Annotated in this window: 10 protein-coding genes; 6 read left to right on the top strand and 4 right to left on the bottom strand. The window is 71.5% G+C overall.

Annotated features, from left to right (window positions below; genetic code table 11):
- Window positions 1-2: 2 nt before the first annotated feature.
- Window positions 3-731, bottom strand: coding sequence for a GntR family transcriptional regulator (locus G6N45_RS14225; RefSeq protein ID WP_163722892.1), 729 nt, complete (start codon window positions 729-731; stop codon window positions 3-5).
- A 140-nt stretch (window positions 732-871) separates the two neighbouring features.
- Here G6N45_RS14225 and G6N45_RS14220 point away from each other — a divergent pair, with 140 nt between their 5' ends.
- Genes G6N45_RS14220 through G6N45_RS14205 form a run of 4 tightly spaced genes read left to right on the top strand, consistent with a single transcriptional unit; the run spans window position 872 to window position 6,397 of the window.
- Entirely contained in the window at window positions 872-2,362 is a 1,491-nt protein-coding gene (locus G6N45_RS14220; protein WP_163722891.1) for an amino acid permease, read from the top strand.
- Complete coding sequence (locus G6N45_RS14215; RefSeq protein WP_163722890.1) at window positions 2,359-3,780, top strand: FGGY family carbohydrate kinase; 1,422 nt, start codon at window positions 2,359-2,361, stop codon at window positions 3,778-3,780. The genes G6N45_RS14220 and G6N45_RS14215 overlap by 4 nt, the downstream gene beginning before the upstream one ends.
- Window positions 3,777-5,162, top strand: a complete 1,386-nt coding sequence (locus G6N45_RS14210) for an NAD(P)/FAD-dependent oxidoreductase (protein ID WP_163722889.1) — start codon at window positions 3,777-3,779, stop codon at window positions 5,160-5,162. Before G6N45_RS14215 ends, G6N45_RS14210 begins: the two co-directional genes overlap by 4 nt.
- Entirely contained in the window at window positions 5,159-6,397 is a 1,239-nt protein-coding gene (locus G6N45_RS14205) for an NAD(P)/FAD-dependent oxidoreductase (RefSeq protein ID WP_163722888.1), read from the top strand. The genes G6N45_RS14210 and G6N45_RS14205 overlap by 4 nt, the downstream gene beginning before the upstream one ends.
- Before the next feature lie 79 nt (window positions 6,398-6,476).
- Here G6N45_RS14205 and G6N45_RS14200 read toward each other — a convergent pair whose 3' ends face one another.
- From G6N45_RS14200 to G6N45_RS14190, 3 genes are read right to left on the bottom strand one after another with little or no spacing between them, the layout of a single operon-like run.
- Entirely contained in the window at window positions 6,477-7,910 is a 1,434-nt protein-coding gene (locus tag G6N45_RS14200) for a vWA domain-containing protein (protein ID WP_163722887.1), read from the bottom strand.
- Complete coding sequence (locus G6N45_RS14195) at window positions 7,910-8,797, bottom strand: AAA family ATPase (protein ID WP_163722886.1); 888 nt, start codon at window positions 8,795-8,797, stop codon at window positions 7,910-7,912. The genes G6N45_RS14200 and G6N45_RS14195 overlap by 1 nt, the downstream gene beginning before the upstream one ends.
- Window positions 8,798-8,815: 18 nt before the next feature.
- The gene (locus tag G6N45_RS14190) at window positions 8,816-10,075 is read right to left on the bottom strand and encodes a glutamate-5-semialdehyde dehydrogenase (RefSeq protein ID WP_163722885.1); all 1,260 of its coding nucleotides are present in this window, start codon (window positions 10,073-10,075) and stop codon (window positions 8,816-8,818) included.
- Window positions 10,076-10,098: 23 nt separating this feature from the next.
- Here G6N45_RS14190 and G6N45_RS14185 point away from each other — a divergent pair, with 23 nt between their 5' ends.
- Both G6N45_RS14185 and G6N45_RS14180 read left to right on the top strand, forming a co-directional pair.
- Window positions 10,099-10,962, top strand: a complete 864-nt coding sequence (locus tag G6N45_RS14185; protein ID WP_163722884.1) for a ribokinase — start codon at window positions 10,099-10,101, stop codon at window positions 10,960-10,962.
- A gap of 24 nt (window positions 10,963-10,986) precedes the next feature.
- A complete protein-coding gene (locus G6N45_RS14180; protein ID WP_163722883.1) occupies window positions 10,987-11,802 on the top strand; it encodes an enoyl-CoA hydratase/isomerase family protein in 816 nt (271 codons plus the stop codon).
- The last annotated feature ends 15 nt before the right edge of the window (window positions 11,803-11,817 follow it).

The following is an 11,817-nucleotide window of genomic DNA, read 5'->3' as shown; positions in this document are numbered from 1 at the left end:
GCTCAGACCGAGGACAGCCGGTCCGCGCCCAGATCCTCGGAGACCTCGAACGCGGCCCGATCGGCCCGGTAGACGTCGCGCGCGTACTCCACACACCGGCCCTGCACGTCGCGGGTGCTGCGGGTGAGCAGGGTGCCTGCCGACCCGGCGCGCACCCCCAACTGCACGCTGGACGCATCGTCGAGCACGATCGACTCCAGCACGGCGGTCGAGCGGGCCAGCTCGATGCCGTAGCGCGAGCGCAGCAGCGCCCACAGCGATCCGTCGTCGGGCTCGGCGAGGATGCCGGGGGTGAGATCGGCAGGCAGGAACGTGGTCTCCAACGCGAACGGCACGTCGTCGACGGTGCGCAACCGGTGGAAGACGTGCACGGCCGCACCCTCGGGCAGGTCCAGTGCGCGGCGGACAGCGGGTTTGGCGATCTGGTGCTCGGCCCACAGCAGCTTGGCCGCCGGCCTGCGGCCCATGCGGGCCACCTCTTCGGAGAAGCTGCCGACGTGGAAGCGGACCCGCGGTTCGGCGACGAACGTGCCGCGCGGCGGCTTGCGGTACACCGCTCCTTCGCTTTCCAGCAGGGACAGGGCCTGCCGCGCGGTCATCCGGCTGACGCCGTGCTGTTCGGCGAGTTCCCGCTCCGACGGCAGCAGCGTGTGCGGGCCCAACTGCTCGGTGGCGATCCGGTCGCGGACGTCCGCGGCGATCGACATGTAGAGCGGCGTGCCGGATGCCATCCATGCAGAGTAGTCGCGCCGATGCCCGCGGGGCGCGTATGACAGCCGGGTAAAACATCGACGCCGGGCGTTGACGGGACCGTCCTCCCGCCCGATACTGTGGTCCAACCACATGGTCTATACCACTCGCAGGAGGTCCAGTGACCGATCCGTCGCCGCGCAGCGAATCCCGCGACTCGGCAGAGCTTGCGCAGTTCGGGTACACGCAGTCTCTGGAGCGCAGAACCGGCCGGTTCGCGTCGTTCGCCGTCGCGTTCGCCTTCGTCTCGATCGCCACGGGCATCTTCACCACCTACGGGGCGGTGCTCAACAGCTCCGGCCCGGTCGGGATCTGGACGTGGCCGATAGCGGTGGTCGGGCAGCTCGCCGTGGCGTTCGTGCTCGGCGCGCTGGCCTCCCGGATCCCCGTCACCGGCTACCACTACCAGTGGATGTCGCGGCTGGCGAACCCGATCCTGGGCTGGATCATCGGCTGGATCTCGTTCACGTTCCTGGCGATCGTCGTGGTCGCGGTCGACTACACGATCGCCTCGACGATCCTGCCCGTCCTGCTCGACTACGAGAGCACCGCGACGATCGCATGGGTGATGACGGCCGCGGTGCTGATCATCCAGGCTCTGCTGGTGGCCTTCTCGACGCCGTGGGCGGAGAGGGTCAACAACAGCCTGGTCACCCTGGAGCTCGTCGGCATGGCGCTGCTGACCGTTCTGCTGCTCGTCGTCGCCGCGGTGCGCGGCGACATGGAGTTCTCGAACCTGTTCAGCAAGGGCGCCGTACCGGCCGAAGGGTTCTGGAGCTTCGGCGACTGGACGTCGGCCGGGCCGTGGATGCTCGGCTTCCTGCTCGGCGCGTTCACGATCGTCGGCTTCGAATCGGCGGCCAATCTGGCCGAGGAGACCCACGACCCCGAGCGGGTGGTGCCGCGTGCGATGTGCAACGCCGTACTCGCCTCCGGCGTGCTGGGCTTCGTGTTCCTGATCGCGGTGACGCTGGCCGCCGGGGATCCCGTCGCGCTGGCCGAGTCGGGCACCCCGATCGCCGACGTGATCAACACGACCCTCGGGTCGGTGGTCGCCACGCTGCTGCTGTTGATGGTGGTGCTCGCGATCTTCGCCTGCGGGCTGGTCATCATGATCACCGGCGTCCGGCTGACCTGGGCCATGTCCCGAGACGAACGGTTCCCGGGCTGGCAGCAGTGGAGCCAGATCTCGCCGCGCTTCCACACCCCGTTCAAGGCCACACTGCTCTACCTGGCCCTGGCGCAGCTGATCCTGGCGATCTTCGCGCATTCGGAGACCGCGCTGTTCACACTGTTCAGTGCCGCGACACTGCTCCCGGCCGTGATGTACGCCTCGACCGTGGTGCTCTACTTGGTCAAGCGCACGTCGCTTCCCGTTAACGGCAAGTTCGACCTCGGAGTGTGGGAGATCCCGATCCTGGTGGTGGCGGTCGTCTGGCTGGCCTTCGAGCTGGCGCTGTTCCGCGACGCGGCCTTCAAGCAGGCCTGGGCCTACGTCCTGGTCATGGTCGCCATCGGCGCGGCCTACCTGGGCTACCTGCTGATCCGGCGCGGCCGGGCCGGACTGACGATGCCCGCGATGGCTTCCATCGACGCCGAGCTGCGGGAGTGAGCGGACACATCCTGGCGATCGACCAGGGCACCTCAGGCACCAAGGCCGTCGTCGTCGACGACCGCGGGGAGGTGTGCGCTCTGGCGGAGGTGTCCCTGCGGCCGGAATACCTGCCCGGCGGCGGCGTCGAGCAGGACCCGGAAGCGCTGTTCGACAGCGTGGTCACCGCCGGACGGCGCGCACTGGCCGACGCAGGCGTGCCCGTGCTCGCGGTCGCGCTGGCCAACCAGGGTGAGACCGTGCTGGCCTGGGACCGCGGCAGCGGGCGCGCGCTCACCCCGGCGATCGTCTGGCAGGACCGGCGCGCCGAAGCCCTGTGCGCGTCCCTGGCCGGCCACGCCGGGGAGGTCGCCCAGCGGACCGGGCTCGTCCTGGACCCCTACTTCTCGGCGCCGAAGATGGCCTGGATCCGGGCGAACCTGACCCGCGACGGCGTCGTGACGACGACCGACGCCTGGCTGGTGCACCGGCTGTGCGGCGCGTTCGTCACCGACGCGTCGACCGCCAGCCGGTCGCTGCTGACCGCGCTGGACGACCCGGCCTGGGACGACGACCTCGTCGCCCTCTTCGGACTGGCCGGCGAAGCCCTGCCCGAGATCGTGGCCTGCGACCAGATCGTCGGCCACACCGACGTTTTCGGGCCGACACTGCCGGTGGGCGGACTCATCGTCGACCAGCAGGCCGCGCTGCTTGCCGAGAGCTGCCTGGACGCGGGCTCGGCGAAATGCACGTACGGCACCGGGGCGTTCCTGCTGGCGCAGCTCGGCACCCAACCCGTGCGCTCCCGGTGGGGACTCACGACATCGGTGGCGTGGCGGCTGCGCGACCAGACGGCGTACTGCGTCGACGGCCAGGTCTACACCGCGGCCTCGGCCATCCGGTGGGCCGTCGACCTCGGCCTGGTGCCCGCCGCTGACCAGATCGACGCCGTGGCCGCACCGTCGAGCGACGGCGTGCTCTGCGTACCCGCCCTTGCGGGGCTGGCCGCGCCGTGGTGGAACGCCGCGGCGACGGCCAGCTTCACCGGGATGACCCTGTCCAGCCAGCGGGGGCACCTGATGCGCGCGCTGCTCGAGGGAATCGCCGCCCAGGTGACCGCGCTGACCGAGCTGGTGTCCGCGGATCTCGGCCGGCCGCTGACCCGGCTGCGTGTCGACGGCGGCCTCACCCGGTCGGCGGCACTGATGCAGGCGCAGGCCGATCTTGCCCGGATGCCCGTCGACGTCTATCCCTCGCAGCACGCCACCGCGCTCGGGGCCGCCGCGTGCGCCCGGCTCGCCGTCGAACCGGATCTGGCCGTCGCCGACGCGGTCGGCACCTGGGCACCGCAACACACCTACCAACCGGAATGGCCGGCCGCACGGGCCGCCGAGTTCCTGGCGCGTTGGCGCCACGCCGTAGAGGAGAGCACGCCATGAGTTCCGACGTCACCTCCGACGTCGTCGTCGTCGGGGCCGGGATCGTCGGATGCGCGATCGCCAGGGCCCTGGCCGCCACGCACCTCACGGTCACGCTGGTCGAGGCACGCGACGACGTCGGTGACGGCACCAGCAAGGCCAACACGGCCCTGCTGCACACCGGTTTCGACGCCACCCCGGGAACGTTGGAGTCCCGGCTCGTCGCCCGCGGGTACGACCTGCTCGGCGCCTACGCCGAGCAGACCGGCATCCCGGTCGAGCGCACCGGCGCGATGCTGGTGGCCTGGACCGAGGAGGAGGCCGACGCGCTGCCCGGCCTGATGGTCAAGGCCGAACGCAACGGCTACCGCGACTGCGGACTGGTGCAGACCGAAGAGATCTACCGCCGGGTGCCCGATCTGGGGCCCGGCGCGCTGGCCGGACTGACCGTGCCCGGCGAGTCGATCATCTGCACGTGGACCACCAACCTGGCGCTGGCCACCGACGCCGTCGCCCGGGGCGCCACCCTGCTGCGCGGCGCCCGGGCGACGGCCGCGACCGCGGGACCCGAGCACACCACCCTGCACACCACCCGCGGCGACGTGCGGGCCCGATGGGTGATCAACGCGGCCGGACTGGGCGCCGACCACCTCGACGCCGCGTTCGGCCACCAGCGCTTCACCGTCACACCGCGGCGCGGTGAGCTTCTCGTGTTCGACAAGCTCGCCCGGCCGATGGTGCCGGTGATCGTGCTGGCGGTGCCGTCGTCGCGCGGAAAGGGTGTGCTGGTCAGCCCGACCATCTACGGCAACGTGATGGTGGGCCCGACGTCGGAGAACCTGACCGACCGCACCGCGACCGGCACCTCCGAGAGCGGATTCGACTTCCTGGTGTCGAAGGGGCGCGCGCTGATGCCTGCGCTGTTCGACGAGGAGATCACCGCGACCTATGCCGGGCTGCGCGCAGCCAGCGATCACGACGACTATCTGATCGACGTCGACCCCGCCGCCCGCTACGTCCTGGTCGGCGGCATCCGGTCGACGGGCCTGACCTCGGGGATGGCGGTGGCCGAGTACGTGACCGGCCTGCTCGCCGAGGCCGGCGTGGACGTCACCGAGCGCGACGGCCTGCCCCCGCCGCCGCGTATGCCGAACATCGGCGAGGTCGGCGTGCGGCCGTACCAGGATGCCGAACGCATCGCCGCCGACCCGGAATACGGCCGCATCGTGTGCTTCTGCGAGCGGGTCAGCGCCGGCGAGATCCGCGACGCGTTCGCCTCGCCGATCCCGCCCGCGGATCTGGACGGTCTGCGCCGGCGCACCCGGGTGATGAACGGGCGGTGCCAGGGCTTCTACTGCGGCGCGCACACCGCGCAGTTGCTGGCCGCCGGGACCGCGCGGTGAACCGCGTCGCGATCACGATCGTCGGCGGTGGACCCTCCGGGTTGACCGCCGCGGCCGCACTGGCACCGGAGGTCGACGGCGAGGTGCTGGTGCTCGAGAGGGAGGCCGCCACCGGCGGAATCCCCCGGCACAGCGACCATCCCGGGTACGGTCTGCGCGATCTGCGGCGCTTCGTCTCCGGGCCGGCCTACGCCCGGCGGCTCACCGCGATGGCCGCCGACGCGGGCGCGCACCTGGAGACCGAGGCGATGGTCACCGGGTGGGCGGGTGAGCGGACGCTGCAGATCACCTCGCCCCGCGGCGTGCGCACCGTCACCGCCGACGCGGTGATCCTCGCGACCGGGGCGCGGGAACGGCCGCGTCCGGCGCGGCTGATTCCCGGCGACCGGCCCGACGGCGTCTACACCACCGGCCAGTTGCAGAACCTCGTGCACCTGCACCACGGCCGCGTCGGCACGCGCGCCGTGATCGTCGGTGCCGAACTGGTCAGCTGGTCGGCGGTGTTGACCCTGCGCGACGCCGGGTGCGCGACGGTGGCGATGATCAGCGGCTACCCCCGCGCCGAGGCGTACGCCGCGTTCCGCGCGGCGGGCCGCGGGCTACTCAAGGGCCCGGTGCTGACCAGCGCCCGGCTGGTCGCCGTGCACGGCAAGGGCCGGGTACGTTCGGTCACCGTGGAACGCGGTGCTGAGCGCCGTGAAATCGATTGCGACACGGTTGTTTTCACCGGCGACTGGATACCCGACCATGAACTGGCCCGGGCCGCGGGGCTCCGGATGGACCCGGCGACCCGGGGACCGGCCGTCGACGCCGCGCTCCGGACGAGCCATCCCGGCGTGTTCGCGGTCGGCAACCTGCTGCATCCGGTGGACACCGCCGACGGTGCCGCGCTCGACGGCCGCCACGTCGCGACCGCCGTACGGCACTGGCTGCGCACCGGCGACCGCGCGGAGCCGGTGCGTGCCGCTGCCCGCATCCGGGTCACGCCGCCGTTGAGATGGGCTGCGCCGCAACTCGTGTCGCTGGACGGCGGAGCCGCGGCGCGCGGCGACCTGCTGCTGTGGACCGACGAGTACCGACGGCTGCCGGTGCTGCGGGCCGTGCAGGACGGACGGGTGCTGGGCACCACACGCACGCTGTGGCCGGCGGCGCCGGGCCGGGTCTACCGGGCGCCGTGGTCGCTGGTCGCCGACGCCGACCCCAAGGGCGGCGAGGTCATGGTCTCCTTCGCCTAGCTTTCCCAGCGCCGAAACTGTATTCCACGCGCACAATCCCGCGAAAAACCCACGCGGAATGCAAGTTCGGCGGGAAGACCTAGACGGGCAGGAGCGCGTCGATCACCGAGGCGAGCTGCTTGGCCGAGCGGCACTCGTGCATCGTGATCACGTCTTCGTAGCGCGGCACCGCGGAATCGCCGCTGCCCCACAGGTGCCGCGGCTCGGGGTTGAGCCAGTGCGCGTGGCGGCTGGCGTTGACCATGTGGGCGAGCAGGTCGGCCTCGGGATTGCGGTAGTTGTTGCGGGCGTCGCCGAGCACCAGCAGCGAGCTGCGTGGCGACAGCACGTTCGGGAACCTGTCGAGGAACGACACGAACGCGTGGCCGTAGTCGGAGTGCCCGTCGCGGGTGTACACACCCGCCTCCCGGGTGATGCGCTGCACCGCGACGGCCAAATCGGCGTCGGGGCCGAACAATTCGGTGACCTCGTCGGTGGTGTCGATGAAAGCGAACACCCGGACGCGTGAGAATTGTTGCCGCAGTGCGTGCACCAGCAGCAGCGTGAAGTGGCTGAAACCGGCCACCGATCCCGACACGTCGCACAGCACGACCAGCTCCGGCCGGGCGGGGTGCGGCTTCTTGAGTACGACGTCGATCGGCACGCCGCCCGTCGACATCGACTTGCGCAGCGTCTTACGCAGATCGATCTCCCCGGCGCGGGAACGCCGCCGGCGTGCGGCCAGCCGGGTGGCAAGCGTCCGCGCCAGCGGCGCGACCACGCGGCGCATCTGCCGCAGCTGCTCCCCCGAAGCGCGCAGGAACTCGACGTTCTCGGCCAGCTGCGGCACCCCGTAGGTCTGCACGTGCTCGCGGCCCAGCTGCTCGGCGGTGCGCCGCTTGGTCTCCGCCTCCACCATCCGGCGGAGCTGTGCGATACGTTGAGCGGCAAGCGCTTTGGCGATCTGCTCCTGCGTGGGACTGGGTTCCTCGCCGTAGGGCGCCAGCAGACCGGCCAGCAGCCGCCCCTCGAGGTCGTCCAGGCTCATCGCCTTGAGCGCCTGGTACGACGAGTACGACGGTCCGCGGCTGGAGTTGTACCGGCCGTAGGCCTCGACGATCTGGGCGATCATCGCCGCCAGCCGCTCGTCCAGGTTGGCGAGTTCCTCGTTCTCGGAGAGCATGTCGACCAGTGCCTGGCGCAGTGCCTCGACGTCGTCGGGCGGCAGCCCCTCGCCGTCCTCGGAGTCGTCCAGCACGGTCCTGGCGCCCAGCGCGGCCGGGAAGTACAGATCGAACAGCGCGTCGTAGGTGTCCCGGTGGTCCGGTCGGCGCAGCACCGCGCACGCGATGCCCTCGCGCAGCGCCAGCCGATCTCCCAGACCGAGCACACTCATCACCCGGCCGGCGTCCACCGTCTCCGACGGACCCACCGCGATCCCGGACCCGCGCAGCGCCTCGACGAATTCGACCAGGTGGCCGGGGATTCCGTGCGGCGCCAGGGGCTGGGGCGGGCGGGTGCGTCGGGGCGCCATCAGTTGAGCCTCAGCTCCCCTGACGCCTTGACCTGATCGGACTGATGCTTGAGCACCACCCCGAGCGTCGCGGCGATCAGCTCGTCGTCGATGGTGTCCAGACCCAGCGCCAGCACCGTGCGCGCCCAGTCGATCGTCTCCGCCACCGACGGCACCTTCTTCAGCGCCATGCCGCGCAGCACGCCGACGATGCGCACCAGCTCACCGGCCAGGTGCTCGGGGAGCTCGGGCACCCGCGACAGCAGGATGCGCCGCTCCAGATCCGGGTCGGGGAAGTCGATGTGCAGGAACAGGCAGCGGCGCTTGAGCGCCTCGGACAGCTCGCGGGTCGCGTTGGAGGTCAGCACGACCAGCGGTTTGCGCTCGGCGACGATCGTGCCGAGTTCGGGCACCGTGACCGCGAAGTCGCTGAGGACCTCGAGCAGCAGACCTTCGATCTCGATGTCGGCCTTGTCGGTCTCGTCGATCAGCAGCACCGTCGGGTCGGTGCGCCGGATCGCGGTGAGCAGCGGCCGGGAGAGCAGGAACTCCTCGGAGAAGACGTCCATCTTGGTCTGGTCCCAGTCGCCCTGACCGCCTTGGTTGCCCGTTTGAATGCGCAGGATCTGCTTGGCGTGGTTCCACTCGTACAGCGCACGCGCCTCGTCGACGCCCTCGTAGCACTGCAGCCGCACCAGCCCCGAGCCGGTGGCCTGGGCGATCGCGCGGGCCAGTTCGGTCTTGCCCACGCCCGCCGGGCCCTCGACCAGCAGGGGCTTGCCGAGCCGGTCGGCGAGGAACACCGCGGTCGCGGTGGCGGTGTCGGGCAGGTAGCCGGTCTCGGCCAGCCGGCGCGCGACATCGTCGATGTCGGCGAACAGCGGCGCCGGGCGTGCGGGGACGCTCACGTGTGGTTTTCTCCTGACTCAGGCCGGACGGGTGTGGCCGTCACCCCAGACGATCCACTTGGTCGACGTCAACTCGGGCAGCCCCATCGGGCCGCGGGCGTGCAGCTTCTGGGTGGAGATGCCGATCTCGGCGCCGAAACCGAACTGCTCCCCGTCGGTGAACGCCGTCGACGCGTTCACCATCACCGCCGCGGCGTCGACTCGTTCGGTGAACCGTTGCGCGGCAGCGAGATCGGTGGTGACGATGGCCTCGGTGTGGCCCGTCCCGTAGGTGTTGATGTGGGCGATCGCCGCGTCGATCCCGTCGACGACCGCCAGCGCGATGTCCATCGACAGGAACTCCGCGCGCAACTCCTCGTCGGACGGGTCGGCGTGCACCGTCACCCCGGCCGCCTGCAGCGCGCCGGTCAGCCGCGGCACCGCGACGTCGGCGACGGCCGCGTCGATCAACAGCGACTCGGCGGCGTTGCAGACGCTGGGCCGCCGCGTCTTGGCGTTGAGCACGATGGCCTCGGCCATGTCCAGATCAGCCGAGGAATGAACGTAGACATGGCAATTGCCGACACCGGTCTCGATCGTGGGGACCTGCGCGTCGCGCACGACCGCGTCGATCAGCCCGGCTCCGCCGCGCGGGATCACCACGTCGACCAGGCCGCGCGCCTGGATCAGGTGCGTGACGCTGGCCCGGTCCGCACTCGGAAGCAACTGCACTGCGTCGACGTCGAGTCCCTCGGTGGCCAGCGCGGCGCGCAAAGCGTCGACCAGCGCGGCGTTGGACCGCGCCGCCGACGAACTGCCCCGCAGCAGGACGGCGTTGCCGGATTTCAGGGTGAGCCCGAACGCGTCGACGGTGACATTGGGCCGGCCCTCGTAGACGATGCCGACCACCCCGAGCGGGACGCGCTGCTGACGCAACTGCAGGCCGTTGGGCAGGGTCCGCCCGCGCAGCACCTCACCGACCGGGTCGGGCAGGCCGGCGACCTGGCGCAGTCCGTCGGCGATGCCCTCGACCCGCGTCGGGGTCAGCGCCAGCCGGTCCAGCATCGCCTCGGGCGTGCCCGCGTCGCGCGCCGCGGCCAGATCCGCCTCGTTGGCTTCCAGGATGGTGCGGGTGTTCATCAGAATGTGGTCGGCGGCTGTGCGCAGCGCCTGGTTCTTGGCCTCGGTGCTCAGCGTCGCCAGCCCGCGCGACGCGACGCGGGCGCGGCGGGCGGCGTCGTGCACCTGCCCGCGCAGATCGTCGGCCACCGCGCTGCGCTCCGGTGCGTGCAGACTCATTAGCCCAGCGTAGCGTTGCCGCGATGGCGAGGATCTGCGTGGTCGGCAGTGTCAATGCCGACCTCTCCTTCACGGTCGCGTCGCTGCCCCGGCCGGGCCAGACGGTGCTGGCGTCGGAGCTCTCACTCTCCCCCGGCGGCAAGGGGGCGAATCAGGCCGTCGCGGCGGCCCGGGACGGTGCGAGCGTCGACCTGGTCGCCGCATTGGGCACCGATGGCGCGGCGGCGGAACTGCGGGCGCATCTGCGGGCCAATGGTGTGGGCCTGGAGGCGACGGTCGAGGTGCCCGGCCCCAGCGGGACGGCAGCGATCATCGTCGACGCGGACGCCGAGAACTCCATCGTCGTCGCACCGGGGGCCAACGCACACCTGGCGCTCAGCTCGGCCGCCATCCGGTCGGTGATCGCCGACAGCGACGTCGTGCTCATCTCGCTGGAGATCCCGATCGCCACCGCGGTCGCCGCGGCGGGGGTCGGGCGGGAGGCCGGGGCGGTGGTCGTCGTCAACGCCTCGCCAGCCGTCCCCGACCCCGGCGAGCGGGCCCGCCTGGCCGACCACGCCGACGTCATCGTCGTCAACGAGACCGAGGCGCCGGACTGGGTCGAGGCCGGCGTGGCGCACCTGGTCGTGACGCGCGGCGCCGAGGGCGTCTCCTACCGCGGCGACGGCATCGGCGTCGACGTGCCCGCACCCGCAGTGGAGGCGGTGGACACGACCGGGGCCGGTGACGTGTTCGCCGGGGTGCTGGCCGCCGCGTGGACCACCGGCGTCGAGACCGCGCTGCGGCGCGCCGCGGCTGCGGGAGCACTGGCGACACTGGTGCACGGCGCCGGCGACTGCGCGCCCTACAGTGAGGCCATCGACGACGTCCTTGGCCAAGACATGTGACGTCCCGACCGTGAGGACGACGCCGTGACGACTTCGCCCCGACCCCCTGACGGCGACTGGCTCGGCACGCCGTATCTGCGCTTCACCCGGGAGAAGGCGTTCGGGGTGTGCACCCTCGACCGGCCCGAAGCGCGCAACGCGATGACCCCGGCGATGTACTTCGGCATCAAGTACGCGGTCAAGCACGTCGACGGCGATCCGGATCTGGCGGGTCTGCTCATCACCGGCACCGGCGACGTGTTCGCCCCCGGCGGCGACATGGGTGGCGGCGGGGCCGACAACTGGCTGACCTTCGGGTCGGCGCTGGGCATGGACGCGCTGCCGTTCGACACGCTGCGCCAGTCCGCCAAGCCGGTCGTCGCCGCGGTCAACGGGCTGTGCCAGGGCGGTGGCCTGCAGATCGCGTTGTGCGCCGACATGGCAGTGGTGAGCGAGCGGGCGACGTTCCGCGTTCCCGAGCTCTACCGCGGCATCGCCGACACGTACTACAGCCACATGCTCGCGCGCCTGATCGGTCCGGTACGCACCCGCGACCTGATGTTCACCGGCCGTACGCTGTCGGCGGCCGAGGCGCTGGAGTGGGGCATGGTCGCGCGGGTGGTGCCGCATGACGAGCTGCAGGACGCCGCCCGGGAGGTGCTCGCCCAGTGTTGTCGCACCGCGCCGCACGCCCGGTCGGTGATCAAGGCGAGCCTGGACAGCTACCTCGGGCTCTACGACCGCATCGGCATGCAGGCCAGCCTCGGCGCGCCCGAATCCATCGAGGGGTTCCTGGCGTTCAAGGAGCGCCGGTCGCCCGAGTGGGTGCACCCGGAACTGCGCATCGACGGCCGGCTCTGACGGGCAGGCGTGCTG

The organism is Mycolicibacterium psychrotolerans, from assembly GCF_010729305.1.
Taxonomy (GTDB): Bacteria; Actinomycetota; Actinomycetes; order Mycobacteriales; family Mycobacteriaceae; genus Mycobacterium; species Mycobacterium psychrotolerans.
Note: the sequence above shows the minus strand (reverse complement) of the source record. Positions and strands in the feature narration are given on the sequence as shown.

Excerpts from the sequence above, each read along its gene's own strand:
- G6N45_RS14200 (WP_163722887.1), bottom strand. The coding sequence starts at position 7,910 with ATGGCGCCCCGACGCACCCGCCCGCCCCAGCCCCTGGCGCCGCACGGA.
- G6N45_RS14190 (WP_163722885.1), bottom strand. The coding sequence starts at position 10,075 with ATGAGTCTGCACGCACCGGAGCGCAGCGCGGTGGCCGACGATCTGCGC.
- G6N45_RS14210 (WP_163722889.1), top strand. The coding sequence starts at position 3,777 with ATGAGTTCCGACGTCACCTCCGACGTCGTCGTCGTCGGGGCCGGGATC.
- G6N45_RS14185 (WP_163722884.1), top strand. The coding sequence starts at position 10,099 with ATGGCGAGGATCTGCGTGGTCGGCAGTGTCAATGCCGACCTCTCCTTC.
- G6N45_RS14225 (WP_163722892.1), bottom strand. The coding sequence starts at position 731 with ATGGCATCCGGCACGCCGCTCTACATGTCGATCGCCGCGGACGTCCGC.